15 protein-coding genes are annotated in these 17,282 nt (G+C 58.6%); 12 read left to right on the top strand and 3 right to left on the bottom strand.

Features of this window, described 5'->3' with window-relative positions; translation table 11 throughout:
- Nucleotides 1-113 precede the first annotated feature (113 nt).
- On the bottom strand, nucleotides 114-719 hold the full coding sequence (locus tag JSY17_RS06320; protein WP_117166671.1) for a hypothetical protein: 606 nt from the start codon (nucleotides 717-719) through the stop codon (nucleotides 114-116).
- A 201-nt stretch (nucleotides 720-920) separates the two neighbouring features.
- On the opposite strand from JSY17_RS06320, the gene JSY17_RS06315 reads away from it, so the two are divergent.
- Together JSY17_RS06315 and JSY17_RS06310 are read left to right on the top strand one after the other, a co-directional pair.
- A complete protein-coding gene (locus JSY17_RS06315; protein ID WP_206402041.1) occupies nucleotides 921-1,616 on the top strand; it encodes a heavy metal response regulator transcription factor in 696 nt (231 codons plus the stop codon).
- Nucleotides 1,589-2,995, top strand: a complete 1,407-nt coding sequence (locus JSY17_RS06310; protein ID WP_206402040.1) for a heavy metal sensor histidine kinase — start codon at nucleotides 1,589-1,591, stop codon at nucleotides 2,993-2,995. The genes JSY17_RS06315 and JSY17_RS06310 overlap by 28 nt, the downstream gene beginning before the upstream one ends.
- Here JSY17_RS06310 and JSY17_RS06305 read toward each other — a convergent pair.
- Together JSY17_RS06305 and JSY17_RS06300 are read right to left on the bottom strand one after the other, a co-directional pair.
- Complete coding sequence (locus tag JSY17_RS06305) at nucleotides 2,977-3,645, bottom strand: polysaccharide lyase family 7 protein (RefSeq protein ID WP_117185973.1); 669 nt, start codon at nucleotides 3,643-3,645, stop codon at nucleotides 2,977-2,979. The genes JSY17_RS06310 and JSY17_RS06305 overlap by 19 nt on opposite strands.
- 422 nt (nucleotides 3,646-4,067) lie before the next feature.
- Entirely contained in the window at nucleotides 4,068-5,432 is a 1,365-nt protein-coding gene (locus tag JSY17_RS06300) for an HD domain-containing phosphohydrolase (RefSeq protein WP_206402039.1), read from the bottom strand.
- Nucleotides 5,433-5,639: 207 nt separating this feature from the next.
- Between JSY17_RS06300 and JSY17_RS06295 the strand changes: the two genes are divergently transcribed.
- The 10 genes from JSY17_RS06295 (at nucleotide 5,640) to JSY17_RS06250 (ending at nucleotide 17,256) form a co-directional block, all read left to right on the top strand.
- Nucleotides 5,640-7,037 carry an ATP-binding protein gene (locus tag JSY17_RS06295; protein WP_117185975.1) on the top strand — a complete coding sequence of 466 codons (1,398 nt, stop codon included), beginning with the start codon at nucleotides 5,640-5,642 and terminating at the stop codon, nucleotides 7,035-7,037.
- 127 nt (nucleotides 7,038-7,164) lie between these two features.
- Complete coding sequence (locus JSY17_RS06290) at nucleotides 7,165-7,617, top strand: MarR family winged helix-turn-helix transcriptional regulator (protein ID WP_117166675.1); 453 nt, start codon at nucleotides 7,165-7,167, stop codon at nucleotides 7,615-7,617.
- Complete coding sequence (locus tag JSY17_RS06285) at nucleotides 7,614-9,701, top strand: FUSC family protein (RefSeq protein WP_206402038.1); 2,088 nt, start codon at nucleotides 7,614-7,616, stop codon at nucleotides 9,699-9,701. The genes JSY17_RS06290 and JSY17_RS06285 overlap by 4 nt, the downstream gene beginning before the upstream one ends.
- Complete coding sequence (locus tag JSY17_RS06280) at nucleotides 9,698-9,907, top strand: DUF1656 domain-containing protein (protein WP_117166677.1); 210 nt, start codon at nucleotides 9,698-9,700, stop codon at nucleotides 9,905-9,907. Before JSY17_RS06285 ends, JSY17_RS06280 begins: the two co-directional genes overlap by 4 nt.
- Nucleotides 9,904-10,788, top strand: coding sequence for an efflux RND transporter periplasmic adaptor subunit (locus tag JSY17_RS06275; protein WP_117166678.1), 885 nt, complete (start codon nucleotides 9,904-9,906; stop codon nucleotides 10,786-10,788). Before JSY17_RS06280 ends, JSY17_RS06275 begins: the two co-directional genes overlap by 4 nt.
- Nucleotides 10,785-12,227, top strand: a complete 1,443-nt coding sequence (locus tag JSY17_RS06270; protein WP_206402036.1) for an efflux transporter outer membrane subunit — start codon at nucleotides 10,785-10,787, stop codon at nucleotides 12,225-12,227. The genes JSY17_RS06275 and JSY17_RS06270 overlap by 4 nt, the downstream gene beginning before the upstream one ends.
- Nucleotides 12,228-12,236: 9 nt before the next feature.
- Nucleotides 12,237-12,521 (top strand): hypothetical protein, encoded by a 285-nt coding sequence (locus JSY17_RS06265; RefSeq protein WP_206402034.1) that lies wholly within the window; start codon nucleotides 12,237-12,239, stop codon nucleotides 12,519-12,521.
- 321 nt (nucleotides 12,522-12,842) lie between these two features.
- Nucleotides 12,843-14,276: a PI-PLC domain-containing protein gene (locus JSY17_RS06260; RefSeq protein WP_122371614.1), complete on the top strand. Its 1,434-nt coding sequence runs from the start codon at nucleotides 12,843-12,845 to the stop codon at nucleotides 14,274-14,276.
- Nucleotides 14,277-14,350: 74 nt separating this feature from the next.
- Nucleotides 14,351-16,327 carry an alkaline phosphatase family protein gene (locus JSY17_RS06255; RefSeq protein WP_206402032.1) on the top strand — a complete coding sequence of 659 codons (1,977 nt, stop codon included), beginning with the start codon at nucleotides 14,351-14,353 and terminating at the stop codon, nucleotides 16,325-16,327.
- Nucleotides 16,328-16,434: 107 nt separating this feature from the next.
- Complete coding sequence (locus tag JSY17_RS06250) at nucleotides 16,435-17,256, top strand: ion transporter (RefSeq protein ID WP_201012212.1); 822 nt, start codon at nucleotides 16,435-16,437, stop codon at nucleotides 17,254-17,256.
- Nucleotides 17,257-17,282 lie beyond the last annotated feature (26 nt).

The following is a 17,282-nucleotide window of genomic DNA, read 5'->3' as shown; positions in this document are numbered from 1 at the left end:
TTTGCTTACAGGCAACATATTTTCAGGGCCTGAACTGAAAGCTGTCGCGGCCAAGGCCCCTCCCCCAAGTAACAGGTATGCCTTGACTGATCGGCATTCACGCCATGTATCAGTTACATCGGCGGGGTATACCCATCCTTGCCAACCGCAATCCCGCGGGCGGACTTGCCGTCATCGGCGGGGAACAGCACGATTTTCGCGCCCGCTTTCAACTCACTGCGCTGGCCCGGTTCGACATAGGCAATCGGCACATCTTCCGGGACCACCAGTTGTTTCTCGCCGCCCTTGTAAAGCACGCTCAGGGTACGGCCATTGGCCTTGGACAAGGTGCCCACCGTGCCGTTGGTCATGGTGCCGGTGCTGCCATCGGCATTTTCCCAGCCGTAGTGGCCTTCGCCGCTGCCTTTGAGGCTGGCTTCGAACACCGTGACTTCCAGGGCCTTGAGCGTGCCGTCAGCCTGGGGAATGGCTGCCGAGCCGACGAAGCTTTGCGGTTTGATAGTGTCCAGATCGGCCTTGGAAACCAGACGGATACCGGTCTTTTCGGTCAGTTGAATACTCTGGTGCTGACCGGCACGGGTGGTGAAGTTCAAGGTGTCGGCCTGCAGGCTCTCGACCGTGCCACGCATCGGTTTGACCACCGGCAGATCGGCGGCTTGAGTCATGGCAGCGGCACTGAGCAACAGCAGGCCGAAGGTAGTGGAAAGCGCAGTCTTCATCGGTTATTCCCTGACAGATTGAATGAAGCGCCATCATTGCTCCGCTACCGGTACTGCAAAATGACTTGCCCATGACATTTTTGTCATTCACGAAACCGGCCGATCAATGACAAAAATGTAACCGACTCGCCGCTGGCAACTGGTTAGACTGCCGACACCGGCGCGACTGAAGGCGCCTGCCAGAGTGTAGCCAGCCTCACCATGCATATCCTGCTGATTGAAGACGACACCAAGACCGGCGAGTACCTGAAAAAGGGCCTCGGCGAATCCGGCTATCAGGTCGACTGGACCCAACACGGCGCCGATGGCCTGCACATGGCGCTGGAAAACCACTACGACCTGATCGTACTGGACGTGATGCTGCCCGGTATCGATGGCTGGCAGATCATCGAGGTGCTGCGCGCAAAACAGGATGTGCCGGTGCTGTTTCTCACGGCACGGGATCAATTGCAGGACCGGATTCGCGGCCTGGAACTGGGTGCCGACGATTATCTGGTCAAACCCTTCTCCTTTACCGAGCTGCTGTTGCGCATCCGTACCATCCTGCGGCGGGGCGTGGTCCGTGAAGCCGATCACTTCCATCTGGCCGATCTGGAACTGGACCTGCTGCGCCGCCGCGTCACCCGCCAGCAGCAGGTCATCGTCCTGACCAACAAGGAATTCGCCCTGCTACATCTGTTGCTGCGCCGCGAGGGCGATGTGCTGTCACGGGCGCAGATCGCCTCCGAAGTCTGGGACATGAATTTCGACAGCGACACCAATGTGGTGGATGTGGCCATCAAGCGCCTGCGCAGCAAGGTGGACCTGCCCTACCCGATCAAGCTCATCCATACCGTGCGCGGCATCGGTTACGTCTGCGAGGTACGGCCATGCAACCCGGACGCCAGCCATCCCTGACCCTGCGCTCGACCATGGCCTTCGCGCTGGTGGCGATGTTCACCGTAGGCGGCGCGGGGCTTTATCTGTATCAGTCGATCAAGCAGACCGTCATGCAGCGCAGCGACCATGCCGTGCTCGCCCGGCTGGATCACTTTCGCAAACTGCTGCGCTATGACCTGACCCTGGACAACCTCAAGGCCAGCCCGCAGTTGTTCGAGAACATGCTCGACAGCGAAGAAGACATTTTCATCATTGGCGAACCGGGCAAGCCACCGGTGATTGCCGTGAACCCGCAACGCGCGCCACTGCCGGAACTGCCAACGGTCGCTCAGGATCAGGCGCTCAGTGTCAGCGACCTGCGCAGCGGCATGAGCCTGCAGGGCGTGCCGCTGCGAGCGGCGTCGGTGCAGGCGATGTCCAATGGCGTGGAGTTGCGCCTGCAGGCCGCGCACCTGATGGTCAAGGAAATGGCCATGCTCGCCAGTTTCCGCGAGCGCATCTATGCCGCCATGACACTGACCTTTGTAATGACAGCCTTGCTGGGCTATGTGCTGTTGCGACGCGGCTTGCGCCCGTTGCGCCAGATGGCAGCCCATGCGGCCGGGATCTCCCCGACCAGTCTGCATAACCGTCTCGATACGCGGAACACGCCGGTCGAGCTGCAACAGCTAAGCGACGCCTTCAATGCCATGCTCGACCGGCTGGATGACGGCTATCAGCGCCTGACGCAGTTTTCCGCCGATCTGGCCCATGAAATCCGCACCCCGGTGGGCTCGCTGATGGGGCACTGTCAGGTCGCATTGCGCCAGAACCGCAGCGTCGATGACTACCAGGCCTTGCTGGCCTCCAACCTCGAAGAACTGGAGCGGATTTCACGGCTGGTGGAAAGCATTCTGTTCCTGGCTCGCGCCGACGAAGCCCAGGCGGTTCTGGAACGTCAGCCGCTGCACTTGCAGGACGAGCTGCAACGGGTAACGGGCTATTTCGAGGGATTGGCCGAAGAGCGGCAACTGGAACTGCATGCCAGTGGCCAGGGCAAGCTGGACGCCGACCCGATCCTGCTGCGCCGGGCCTTGAGCAATCTGGTGGCCAACGCCATCCGCTATGCCGACGAAGGCAGCCGGATTCTGCTACGGGTCGTGTCTCTCAGGCATGAACAGCGGATCGAAGTGGAAAACCAGGGGCCTGTACTGCCCGCTGCAACCCTGGACCGGCTGTTCGACCGTTTCTACCGTGGCGACTCATCGCGCCACGAAAGCTCCGATTCCAACGGCCTGGGGCTGGCCATCGTGGCGGCGATCATGCATTTGCATGGCGGTCGCGTCGAAGTGGCACAGCCCCAGGCCGGAAGGATCTGCTTCAGCCTGGTATTTACAGGTCAGGCTTTCTTGTCGTGAGCGATGGTCAACTGGTAGAACGTGGCTGCGCCGCCTTCGTTGGTGTAGCCGGTGTTGTCCTGGGTATAAACCCCGGCCTTGAAGTAAAACAGTTTGGTGCTCCAGGCCGAGTCCAGGCTGGCATTCCAGACATGATCGTAGGCATTGACCGTGAGACTCCCGGCGGGCGTCAGATGGATGCTGTAGCTGAAACGCTCGTTGAGCGGGACACCCTGGGCAATCATGATCACTTCGATTTCGGCATCCGGGCTGCGCCGAAACTTGGCGACGATGTTGCCGGTCTGCAGTTTTTCCTTGTACTGATACTCGACCTTAAGCAACGGCTCGGTGCTGCCGTAGCAGTGGATCTGGCCGATCACGATCTTGCCGGTCGATGGCACCTGATTGACTGTCAGCGCCGCCCGCAGGAAATTGTCCGCACTCGAATAAGCCCAGTTGTGGGCTCGACCATCTGCCGTGGTTTCGCGCAGCTCGGTACGCGGGTACTTGGCATTTTCCGTGGTGGAGCCGGTGACCGGTGCCCAGAAAAACAGAGTATTGCCTGAACGGAAATAACCATCCTGATAGCCACCCATGAGTTTCGGGGTGTCGATGGTAGTGGCTGGTGTCCCGACAGGTACGGACAGATTCCAGGTGGCGAGGTCGATCATGGGGTTGCTCGCAAGGTGCGCCATGGCACCGGCAGGATGGCTCTGGAACGGGCGTTTGGCGCCCGTTGGATTCGTCCTGACTATCGGCTGAATCGTTTATTTTTTAAACATCGACCCACGGCATATTGGCGTCAAAAGAAAGTCATAAAACCCCTAAAGCCACTATTTTGATGTTATTTGTATTGAAAGTTTGACAAATGGTTTTTTTGTTCTAAGCGGCGATTTATTTGGAAATGGTCAAAAGCGGAGCGCGTCATTTTTTTGAATGACAACCTCCGGAGCGGGCATTTTTTTCGAAAAATTGCCGACGAACGGTAGCAATTATTTTCAGGAATCGAGGCACTTTTCAAAGCCAGGACTGTCCTGACGACCGTTCATCGGCCTTTGGAGGCGCATTTGGGGGAGCGCCGCCCGATCCGCTCCTACGCAGGAAGCGTAATTTTCGCGGGAGACAGGACCGGTTCGGGCAGACGGATAAACACGGTATAAGTCGCGCCTTCCATTTCCTCGAAGGCAATCAGCTTCTCGACCAGAAGTTCACTGAGCACCTTGCCGGCATTGAGCAGCAGCATGCCGTTATCGGCGTTGAGGTTACGGGCCAGCACCATGCCTGCACTCAACTCACGGGGTTTCATGGCCTTGACCAACGGGTCGCCCAGGGTGATATCGGAGCGGTAGACCGCGCAGGCCTTGATGAACCCTTCCAGCAGGCCAGGGTCGTACCAGCGCCCGCTGTACTGACGGATAAACACCAGCGCTTCGTCGCTGTTCATGCGCCGCTGAATGATCAGGCCATGCTGCAGCTCGATGAAATCCACGGCCAGCTTGAGCAGGCGCGAACCGAAGGGAGTCGCCTCGCCCTTGAGCCGGTCAGGAAACCCCGTGCCGTCCCAGCGCTCCTGATGGTGCAGGATCAAGCGGGCCGCATCGCGCATCGGGTCCAGGGTCATGAGCAAGGCTTCGCTCTGCTTCGGATAGTCCCGATAGCGTTCACGCTCGGTGTGGGAGAGCTGATCGGCAGGCGCGCCGATCATGTTGTCAGTCCAGGCGAGTTTGCCGATATTGTGCAGCGCGGCCGCCATGCACAGGTCGCGTCGACTGACCTCATCCAGCCCGTGAACCTGACAGTAAGTACGCACCAGATCGATGATCTGCCGGTTGGTCTGCTTGTCCGCAGGCAGGCGCTGATTGACCAGCAATGAGAAGAGTTCGGTGCTGGTGGCATAGCTGTGCTTGAGTTCGTCGTAGGCCAGATCGAGCATGTCGGCGGTCTGCTGCACCTCGGACGTGCGCGCCAGCACGCGCTTTTCCAAAGTGGCATTGAGCAGTTGCAGCGCTTCGTTCTGGTCGTGGGTCAGTTGTTCGAGCCGTTGCCGCTCGCGCTCGGAATGCTGATGGGCCAGGGACTGACGCAAGGTCAGCAGCATGTCTTCGTCATTCCAGGGTTTGCTGATATAGCGATGAATGCCGCCTTCGTTGATCGCCTTGACGATCATGTCCAGATCCGCATAACCGGTGAGCAGCAAGCGCATGGTGCCGGGATAGAGCGCATGGATACGGGCCAGCAGCGTGGAGCCGTCCATGTGCGGCATGCGCGCATCGCTCATCACCAGGTCGATGGGATGTTGCGCCATGATGTTCAGGGCTTCTTCGCCGCTGGTGGCGCAGTGAATGGTGTACCCCTGGGTCCTCAGCAGACGGCGCAGGCTGCTGAGAATCAGTTCCTCGTCGTCAACCAGAAGCACGTTCGGTTTGTATGCACCGGCAGAAACAGACTTGTCGTCCATCGCGAGTACCTCGCTCGGCGGTAGTGGCACATTTTTCTTTTCAAGTGCCAGATCATCATGCGCTTCGATCCTGTCTTGAGCATAGCGGGATATTGAAAAATAGTGGCACTTTGCAATTATTTCCGATGAAAGCTCATGCATGGCGCTATGCTCAAGTCAGTCAGGGACGCTTCCTGTCATCCACTCGACCGTTGCCGCAGGTGTGCCATGAAAATCCTGTCCAACCGACGCATTCTCCTGATAGACAGCACCCCCGCCACTCACGAAGATTTTCGCAAGGCTCTGGTCCCGGACAGCAGCGGCCAGACGGATCTTTACCTGATCGAGGCGGCCCTGTTCGGCAACGACATGCCGATCATCACTCACCACTACCTGCTCGACTGCGTATACGACGCGCAAGACGGCCTGCTCAGGGCGCAACAGGCGCTGGATGACGACGAGCCCTATGCGCTGGCCTTTGTCGACATGCATCTGGCGGAAGATGCGCGAGTCATCGAAAAACTCTGGCAGATCGACCCGCGCCTGCAGGTGGTGATCTGTACCGCACAAGCCGACTATTCGTGGGAAACCCTGATTGATCGCCTGCAAGGCCATGAGCGGCTGTTGACCCGCAAAAAGCCCTTCAACGACATTGAAGTCCAGCAACTGGCCAATGTGCTCACCACCAAATGGGAAATGACCGAGCTGGCGTCGGTGCAGATGGACCGGCTCGAACAACTGGTGGAACAGCGCACCGAAGAACTGACCCGCACCAGTGAAGAACTGCAACATCAGATCGACGAGCGCAAACATCTGGAAAGCCAGCTGGTGCAGTCGGAAAAACTGGCTTCGCTGGGGCAACTGGCGGCCGGCGTGGCCCATGAAATCAATAACCCCATCGGCTTCATCTCTTCCAACCTCGGCACCCTGGAAAACTATTTCGTCCAGGTCAGGGAAATGCTGCTGGCTTACCGGGAGGTCGAGCAGGGCCTTGGGCAAGGCCCGGAACGGGAGCGGCTGGCCGAACTGCGCGAGCGCATAGAGCTGGACTACCTGATCGACGATATCCCGGTGTTGATCAGTGAGTCCAAGGAAGGCATCGACCGCGCCGGGAAAATCGTCAAAGACCTCAAGGCCTTCTCCCGGGTCGACAGCAACGAACAATGGCAGTGGGCCGATCTGCATCTGGGCATCGACTCGACGCTCAACATCGCTGCCAACGAAATCAAGTACAAGGCCGATGTGCTCAAGGAGTACGGCGACCTGCCGCAGATCGAGTGCCTGCCCTCGCAGATCAACCAGGTGGTCATGAACCTGTTGGTCAATGCGGCCCAGGCCATCGGCGACGAGCGCGGGCAGATCGTCATCCGCAGTGGTCAGGAAGGCGAAAATGTCTGGCTGGAGGTGGCCGACAATGGCTCGGGCATGGAGCCGCAGGTCATGCAGCGCATCTTCGACCCGTTCTTCACCACCAAGCCTGTGGGCAAAGGCACGGGGCTGGGTCTGTCGCTTTCCTACGGCATCGTCAAGAAACATGGCGGCAGCATCGGCGTTACCAGCCAGTTGGGGATCGGTACCACCTTCAGGGTCGTGCTGCCGATCCATCAGGTCCAGACCGGCCATTGAGGTACAGCGCCACCACCTTCCGGAAATTTACGGTTGACGGAAAGACTTTGTTACAGGATATTATTAGTTAGCAAGCTATTAATATCCTCACTAACAATATCGTCCCTAACTAAATATCCGGTTTTCCATGTCACTCGATTCACTCCACAGAGCCATCAGCAGCGGCGTGGTCGCCGCCTCTCGCCAATGGCGGCGCATCTGCCATGCCACGCTGTCCACTTATGGCATCTCCGAAGCCTGCGCCGGCCCGCTGCTGGCCATTGCGCGTTTGGGCGACGGCGTGCATCAGGTGAAAGTGGCCCAGGCCGCCGGTATGGAAAGCCCGACCCTGGTGCGTCTGCTGGATCAGCTTTGCGCATCCGGCATCGTCTGCCGTACCGAAGACCCCAGCGACCGACGCGCCAAGGCCCTGAGCCTGACCGAAGACGGTCGCAGGCTGGCCGGGGCGATCGAACTGGAACTGACGCGCCTGCGCGCCGAGGTGTTCAAGGGCATCGACACTGCCGACCTTGAAGCCACCTTGCGCGTCTGCAAGGCTTTCGCCGATGCGGCTCACCCCGACAATGCAGGTCAGTCGTGAACGGTTTCTTCGCCGGTTTTCCGCCAGCGCGCGACTGGTTCTATGGCGTGCGCACCTTCGCCGCTGCCATGCTGGCGCTGTATATCGCGCTGATCATGGAAATGCCGCGGCCTTACTGGGCCATGGCGACGGTCTATATCGTTTCCAGCCCGTTCGTTGGCCCTACCAGTTCCAAAGCCCTGTATCGCGCACTGGGAACACTGGCCGGTGCTGCCGCCTCGGTATTGCTGGTGCCGGTCTTTGTGCAGACACCTTTGCTGCTGGCGATCGTGATCGGCCTGTGGACCGGCACGTTGCTGTTTCTTTCCCTGCACCTGCGCACCGCCAACAGCTACGCATTGATGCTGGCCGGCTACACCATGCCGCTGATTTCCCTGCCGGTGGTGGACAACCCGCAAGCGGTTTTCGAGATTGCCGTCTCGCGTACCGAAGAGATTTTCCTGGGCATCATCTGTGCTGCCGTGGTCGGCGCCATGTTCTGGCCGCGTCGCCTGAAGCCGGTGTTCCAGAGCACCACTGAACAATGGTTTCGCGACGCCAGCGCCTACAGCGACCGGTTCCTGGGGCGCAGTGCCCGGGCCGAAGAAGTCGGCGCGCTGCGCAACTCCATGGTCGGCAGCTTCAACTCGCTGGAACTGATCATCAGCCAGTTGAGCCATGAAGGCACCCGCAAGCAGACCGTGCGCAACGCCATGGAACTGCGCGGCCGCATGATTCATCTGCTGCCGGTGATCGATGCCCTGGACGACGCGCTCTGGGCACTTGAACGCCGCACCCCGGAACTGCTGGCCAGCCTCTCGCCGCTGCTGGTGGAAACCCGCAACTGGCTGCACAACACCGCCCACGGCCCGCAACTGGAACAATGGCAATTCTTGCATCGCGAACTGGAGCGCCTGCAACCCGCCTCCGAGCAACTGGATGAACGGGAACAACTGCTGCTCTCCAATGCGCTGTACCGGCTGGGCGAATGGATCGACCTGTGGCTGGACTGCCGCACCTTGCAATACGCCATCGACACCGACGATCAAACGCCCTGGCGCGCCGTCTACCGGCACTGGCGGCTGGGCCGGCTCACGCCCTTTCTGGATCGCGGCCTGATGCTGTATTCGGTGACCTCGACGGTGCTGGCAATTATCGTCGCTTCGATGCTGTGGATTCTGCTGGGCTGGAAAGACGGTGCCAGTGCCGTGGCCCTGGCAGCGGTGTCCTGCAGCTTCTTTGCCGCCATGGACGACCCGGCGCCGCAGATCTACCGGTTCTTTTTCTGGACCTTGCTATCAGTGGTGTTCGCCAGCCTGTACCTGTTCGTGGTGCTGCCCAACCTGCATGATTTCCCGATGCTGGTACTGGCCTTTGCCGTACCCTTTATCTGCGTCGGCACCCTCACCGTGCAGCCGCGCTTCTTCCTCGGCACTCTGCTGACCATCGTCAACACCTCGTCCTTCATCAGCATTCAGAGCGCTTATGACGCCGACTTTCTGAACTTCCTCAACGCCAATCTGGCAGGTCCTGCCGGGTTGTTGTTCGCCTTTATCTGGACCCTGGTGTTCCGCCCGTTCGGCGTCGAACTGGCGCTCAAGCGTCTGATCCGGTTCAGTTGGCGTGACATCGTAAGCCTGAGCAAACCCGCCACCCTGGCCGAACACCGGCACATGGGCGTGCAGATGCTCGACCGTCTGATGCAGCAACTGCCGCGTCTGACCATCACCGCGCAGGATTCGGGCATTGCCCTGCGCGAACTGCGGGTCGCCCTCAATATCCTCGATCTGCGGGCCTATACGCCACGAGCCACAGTCGTTGCCCAGGGCTTGCTCAATCAGGTGGTGGATGAAGTCGGCAGCTATTTCAAGGCCTGCATCAAGGCCGATGAGCGCCTGCCTGCGCCCAAGGGGCTGCTGATGACCATGGACCGGGCGCGCCGCTCGCTCACCGCTCAATGGATGGGCCAAGACCCGGCGCGCATTCACCTGCTGCATGCCCTGAGCGGCCTGCGCCTGGCGCTGCTGCCGGGGGTCGAGATCGTCAGCGTTGCCGGGGAAAGCACCGAACAACCGCCCTATGGCATCGATGGAGCGCCTTTATGATTGGTGATCTGGATATCAGCGGCATCTTCGTGCCCACCTTTCTGGCGATCATGGGCATCGCCTATCTGTTGTTTCTGGGCGTGCATGCACTGCTGTCGCGCGCCCACTTCTACCGCCTGGTATGGCACCGGGCTTTGTTCAATGTAGGTCTATACGCTTTGTTGCTCGGCGGCGTGGATACTCTCAGTCGATACCTGATGACATGAAAAAACCATTACTGACATTGGGCCGTGTGGTCCTGACCCTGCTCGTTGTACTGCTGGCCAGCGTCGTCGTATGGCGCATGGTGATGTATTACATGTATGCGCCCTGGACCCGGGACGGCCATATCCGCGCCGACATCGTGCAGATCGCTCCGGACGTCTCCGGCCTGATCCAGACAGTCGAAGTCAGCGACAACCAGCAGGTCAGCAAGGGCCAGGTGTTGTTCACCATCGATCAGGACCGCTTCCGGCTGGCCCTGCGTCAGGCCCAGGCAACGGTTGCCGAACGCCAGGAAACCTGGGAACAGGCGCGTCGCGAGAACAGGCGCAACAAGGGCCTGGGCAATCTGGTGGCCCGCGAGCAACTGGAAGAGAGCCAGTCCCGTGAAGCCCGTGCCCTGTCGGCACTCAATGAAGCCAAAGTGGCGGTTGACGCTGCGCAACTGAACCTGGATCGCTCGGTGATCCGCAGCCCCGTGGACGGCTACCTCAACGACCGTGCGCCGCGTCCCCACGAGTTCGTGAGCGCAGGCCATGCCGTGCTGTCGGTGGTCGACACAGCCTCCTTCCATATCGACGGCTACTTCGAGGAAACCAAGCTCGATGGCATCCATATCGGCCAGAGCGTGGACATCCGCGTGATCGGCGACAACGCCCGCCTGACCGGCCATGTGGTGAGCATCGTCGCCGGTATCGAAGACCGCGACCGCACCAGCGGCTCGAACCTGCTGCCCAACGTCAACCCGGCGTTCAGTTGGGTGCGTCTGGCGCAGCGCATCCCGGTGCGGATCGCCTTTGACGAAGTGCCTGCGGACTTCCGCATGATCGCCGGGCGCACGGCGACGGTCTCGATCATCGACGACCGTCAGGGAGCGGCACAATGAAACACGCCACACACATGGCCACGCTGGGCCTGGGCTTGCTGCTGTCGGCCTGCCAGATGGTCGGCCCCGATTATCAGTTGCCCAAGGACAGCGCCATCAATCGTCCGGACCTGCAAGGCGAACTGGCGGGCCGTTCAGTCAATACCGTTTCGGCACCAGTGCCGGAACACTGGTGGCGTCTGTATCAGGACCCGCGACTCGATGAACTGGTGCAACAGGCCATGGCCTCCAACACCGACCTGCGAATCGCCGCCGCCAACCTCCAGCGCGCCCGCTACCAGACAGCTGAAGCCCAGGCCGCAGGCGGTTTCACCAACAGCGCCACCCTGGGAGTCCAACGCCTGCAGGAATCGGGCGAGGCCTTTCTGCTGGCCGACAAGGTGCCGGTGGCCAATGTCGGCGATGTGGGGCTGACCACCTCCTATCAGTTCGACCTGTTCGGCACCTTGCAGCGCGGCATCGAAGCGGCCCAGGCCAATGTCGATGCCAGCCAGGCCGCAGCCGATACCGCACGCATTACCCTGGTCGCCGATGTGGTGCGGGCCTATACGCAGATCTGCGCCGCCAATGAAGAGTTGCACATCGCTCAGGAGTCGCTGGATCTGCAACAGCAGAGCGTGACCCTCAACCAGCGCCTGCGCGATGCCGGACGTGGCGATGAAACCCAGGTCACCCGCTCCCAGACCCAGTTCAAATCCCTGCGTGCCGAAATGCCCCGCTATCAGGCCTTGCGTCAGGCCGGGCTGTTCCGCCTGTCGATGCTGCTGGCCAGGCCCGTGGAGCAACTGCCAGCTGGCGTCAGCACCTGCAACGAACTGCCGCATATCGCGCAAGTCATGCCGGTGGGCGATGGCGCCGCCCTGCTCAAGCGCCGTCCCGATGTGCGTCAGGCGGAGCGGCACCTGGCCATGGCCACCGCGCAGATCGGCGTCGCCACGGGCGAGCTGTACCCGGACATCAGCATAGGCGCAACCGTGGGCAGCATCGGCATTCTCGAAAACCTCGGCAAACCGGCCGCCAACCGCTGGGGCTTCGGCCCGTTGCTGAACTGGACCGTGCCGTCCAACGGCTCACGGGCACGTATCCATCAGGCCGAAGCCTCGACCCAGGCCGCACTGGCGCGCTTCGATGGCGTGGTGCTCAATGCCATTCGCGAAACCCAGACCGGCCTGGCGAAATACACCGCTCTGCTGGATCGCCGCGATGCCCTGAAAGAGGCCGAACAGTCGGCACAGGAAGCTGCCGAACAGACCCACCGCTTCTACAAGGCTGGCCGCGCCTCGTTCCTGGCGGATCTGCAGGCGACACGCACCTACACCGATGTACGCGCACAGATGGCAGCGGCCAATACCCAGGTGGCCATGGGGCAGATCGATCTGTTTCTGGCACTGGGCGGGGGTTGGGAACAGGAAAGGAACAGCCCTCGAAACACGCCTTGAGTTCAACCCATGCGGGGGCAGCCAAAGCCCCCTGAAGGCTTGCCAGATTCAGACAGTGCGACGACTTATTGTATTGAAAATGACAAGTATCAATACGATATCCCCCTCTACAAAAAATTGGCGTCAAATATTATTAGTATATTCAGCCAGTTCTCGCTCGACTCCTCCATGAAACGACCGCTGTTCTTACAACGCCACCTGACCTTTGATAAATGCCCGAAAACAGGGCATCGCGCATTGACTGGCAGACAAGGACGCTCTGCTGCAGCTCAAAAAATATTTAATATTTTTTGAGCTTGCTAGCGGATTTCAATAGTGCTATTAAATAGCAGCGCCATTATTTGGCCATTACCAAAACTATAATCAAGGATGACCGCCATGCATGGCGCACTTCTCTTTCAGCAGATCCCCACTCGACTGTAACAACCCTGTAATTTGACGATGACTCTGCCTTGCAGCGTTATAAGGCATTGCCCTGCACGTCAGATATCAAACCGATAGAAAGCTGCCGACTTGATGCTATTCAAGTGCTGCTTTGTTGCGCCCGTACATATGTACTTATTGAACATAGAGTCATACATCTTTTATTGAATTCATCAACCCGAGGGAAACACCATGAGCTGGCCAGGCAAAGGCGTCGATTATTATGCTTACTTGGAAACCAACGAATTCACTACCCTTTTCCAACAACCCACCGATTGGGGTGATAAAACGGCCTCCTATCGACTCGATACGCCGAACACGATGCAACATGGCAATCTTCAGATCTCGGAAAACGATATCGGTCCTTTCTCGCACACCGGACGCTATAGCTGGCAACTTTCAAAGAACCAGAAAGCGATAGCGGACAGGTATGCAGATATTGCCCCCTTTACCGGAAACCTCAGTGATACCACCTTGGGCAACATGCTGCAGACCCCTGCCCTGTTCGGCCAGGGCTGGGCGGTTTCCTATGGTTTCTACGACAGCGGAAGCGGAAGCGGCGGTCTTACCAACCAGGACCAGTCTTATGTATACGCCACAGGCGACATGTCAGGCTGGATGGGAGATCTCGCCAACAGCATGGGAGCGGCACTGACGGAAAAGCCGTTTTCCTCCTTTGCATTGCCGGGTTCCCATGACGCCGGCATGTTTGACCCGACACTTCTCTCAAAGCTGTTGGATGACGCAAAGTTCGTGTCCACCATCGCGAGCTCGCTTCCTCCTCCCATCGGCTCCATCGCTTTCATCGCTTCTCTGAGCAAACCCATTGCCTTGCGCGCAATCATCAACCTGGCTTTTACCCAGAAAGACAACATCACCGCACAACTCAACCTGGGGACCCGCTACTTCGACTTCCGTCCGGGATATTGCTACCAGAACATTACGGGCGGCATCTATCACCAGCACACCCTGATTCCAGGTTATTCGTATCAGAGCTTCCTGGAAGACATTCTGAACTGGCTGGCTCAGCATCCGACGGAAATTGTCGTCATCAGCCCGAACTTCCAGGGTTTCGCGCAAGGTGCGATGAAACCGGCCTCCGATGTACTCGACGGGATGCTCAATACTGCACTGGCCAACACCCAGACACAGGGCAAGATCGTGCCCGGCTACAAAGGTGATCTTGCCTCGAGTTATGCAACGCTGCTCTCGCAATCGAAACGCCTGATCCTGCTACCGCAGACCGACTCGCCTGAAGATGCCTCCAAGTACGACTCCTACAACGACAGTTACACCACAACAGACGTCAACAATATTCTGGCAGCCCTGAACAAAATGAATGCGGGCGGTCAGGCCAGCCACGACTACACCGTGCTGCAACTTCAAGGAACAGCCAGTGGCGTGGACGGGGCAGCCACTCCCTCCATTGCGACCCTGAGCGATGCCTCTTCTCCGTTGATGTCAACCAAGCCGGGATTCGACTTCCATACCTATCCGTGGCTGGTCGCGAACGTCGCCAGCAATCTGAGCGCATCGGGACTTGTCGTCTTTCTCAACGACTTCTGTGACAACGCCCTGGCTTCCATTGCGAAACAGATCACACAGGCCAGAGCCAGCAAACTCTAGTTATCCGCCCACTCAAGCATTTGTAACAAGCCTGATAATAACAGCCAACTCTCGCATGTAAGGGATGTACCAGCATGGGAACAAAACACACCGCGACCATTTTCATCACCAATGACACTGGTGGAAATGCTGACATTACTCTGTTCCACACAGACTCGAACGACCAAAGACAGTCCAAGCAATGGTTTGCACAACCGGGACAAACTGTCGGCCCGCTGGAAGTTACTTTTGAAACGGGCCTGAGTGCCATTGATGTTCTGGATTACTGGTCCGTCATGGTCAATGTCAGGGATGGTGGATCGCCAGGCTATTACGCCAATAAAGGCAGCGATAATTACAAGAAGGAATGCCAACTGCAAAGCAAGGATGCAGAGCAAACCCTTACCTTCTCCGTGAGCACCACGAAGTTCAATATTGCATTGAAATCAGGTGGATGCAGTGATGGCATGAAAAAGCTGGCACCCGCTGCCACTGCCCCCATCACCCACGTATTTGTCGTCATGCTGGAAAACCATTCGTTCGACAATATATTCGCCATGTCCGGGATTCCGGGCATAACGGCAGCCACGACCAATGACTCGAACACCTACCAGGGAGACGTCTATAAAGTTCAGTCCAGCGCTCCCGTGAGCATGCCAACGGATCCGGGGCACGAGTTCAATGATGTGTTGGAACAACTGACCGGGGGGACCAACTTCGTCAAAGGTCAACCTTACCCCACCATCAACAATTCCGGGTTCGCTTCAAGCTACGCAACATCAACAACCGAATACCCGAAAAAAGCGCCATCCCCCGAAGACGTCATCGATGTCATGTCATGCTTCGACACGCCGACTCAATTGCCTGTCATCTACAACCTGGCGACCGAGTTCGCGATATGCGATCACTGGCACTCTTCCATTCCGGGGCCAACATGGCCGAACCGCTTCTTCGTTCACGGCGCTTCGTCGGCCGGCTTCGACGACAGTCCGAAAAATGAACAGATGCTCGTCTGGGAAACAACCGATGGATTCGTCTACCCCAACGGGTCCATTTTCCAACGCCTCAATGATGCCAACATCCAGTACAGGGTTTACAACGACTCTCAGGTTCAGCCAAAAACCTATCTGAGCCTGTACAGCGACCAGCCTCAACGAGGAACAGCTCTGGGCGCGGTCCCACAGGTGGCGGCTCTTAAAGGCCTGTCGGTGTTCGATATTGAATCCCTGCAGCACTTTGCGGACGACCTGCAACAACCCTACCCGTTTTCCTACACCTTCATAGAGCCTCATTACGGGAGTGCCAGCGCTGATTATGCGGGCGGCTCATCACAGCACCCGATGGATGGCGTCTATGGTGGAGAGCACTTGCTGCAGTCCGTCTATGCAGCCATCCGCAACTCGCCTTACTGGAACACCAGTCTATTGATCGTCACTTACGACGAACATGGCGGCCTCTATGACTCGGTCACGCCGGGAACGATAACTGCGCCGGGCGATAAATTTCCCGCAGGCAACAACACCCATGGCTTCGACTTCACGACAGCAGGCGTTCGAGTGCCAGCCATCGTGGCATCCCCGCTGATTCCCAAAGGCACGGTGGACTCGACGCTGTACGACCATGCTTCGGTTCCTGCACTGCTGGAAAATCTCTGGGGCCTGAAGCCTTTGACGCAGCGGGACGCCAATGCCAATACTCCCCTGCATCTGCTTTCGCTGACCACTGCACGCGATACACCCAGCGCACTGGCCGACCCGAAGGCTCCAGCGCCAGAAACCAGGGCTACACCGAGCGAAACCGAGAGCGCTGCAAAACTGGCCAACCCCGTTCCGGCTTCCGGAAATCTGGCGGGGACCCTGGCCATTCTTCGCAAAATGGACGCAGAGTTGTCAGCAGGCAAACCTGCCGGATTGCTTCCCGAGCAAAACCTGGCTGGCGTCGGACTGCTTGCCGCCACAGGACAGATCGCCACCGTCCAGACACTCGATGACGCAGAGCAATATGCTCAAAAGGTTCTGGAAAAAGCCCACCAGGCCAGACTCCTGAACAAGCTCGCAACTCCTGACAACTAATCGGAAACTGCTGACGCTTGCGTACGAGTTACGCAAGCGTCAAAAGAAAATGGATTCTTTCCGATACAGCGCATTAAGCTTTCGCAATAGCCATTGCGAGAGCAACCATGAACACCACTCTCAGCCGCCGCGAGCGGCTGCACAGCATCATTTTCCAGACCGACACACCCGCCGGACGGCGTTTTGACAAGATTCTGCTGATTGTCATTCTGCTCAGCCTGCTGGTGACCATGGTCGACAGCATTCAGGACATCCATCGCGACTATGCCACCCTGCTCACCTATATCGAGTGGGGCTTTACGCTGGTCTTCGCCATCGAGTACATCCTGCGCCTCTACTGCTCGCCAAGGCCACTGAAGTACGCCTTCAGTTTCTATGGCCTGGTGGACCTGCTGGCCATCGTGCCGGGCGTATTGGCGATCTACTACAGCGATGCCCAGTACCTGCTGATCGTGCGGATCATCCGCATGCTGCGTATCTTCCGGGTCCTCAAGCTCAGCCCGTATCTGAAGCAGGCCCACTATCTGGTCGAAGCCCTGCGCGGCAGCAGGCAGAAGATCATCGTGTTTCTGGTCAGTGTCTCGACCCTGGTCACGGTGTTCGGCACCCTGATGTACGTGATCGAAGGTCCGCAACATGGGTTTACCAGCATACCCAAGGGCATTTACTGGGCTATCGTGACCCTGACCACCGTGGGCTTCGGCGATATCGTGCCCAAGACGCCGCTGGGGCAGATGGTGTCATCGGTGGTGATGATCATCGGTTACTCGATCATTGCCGTACCCACCGGTATATTCACCGCCGAACTGGCCAATGCCATGCGTGGCGAACAGCTCAGGCATGACTGCCCGGTGTGCGCGAAAAAGCACCATGAGCATGGCGCAGCGTTCTGCTCGCGGTGTGGTAACGCGCTGTTTGCCAAGGAATAAGCAAAGACGTTTTTAATCTTTATGAG

This window comes from Pseudomonas capsici (assembly GCF_017165765.1).
GTDB lineage: Bacteria > Pseudomonadota > Gammaproteobacteria > Pseudomonadales > Pseudomonadaceae > Aquipseudomonas > Aquipseudomonas capsici.
Note: the sequence above shows the minus strand (reverse complement) of the source record. Positions and strands in the feature narration are given on the sequence as shown.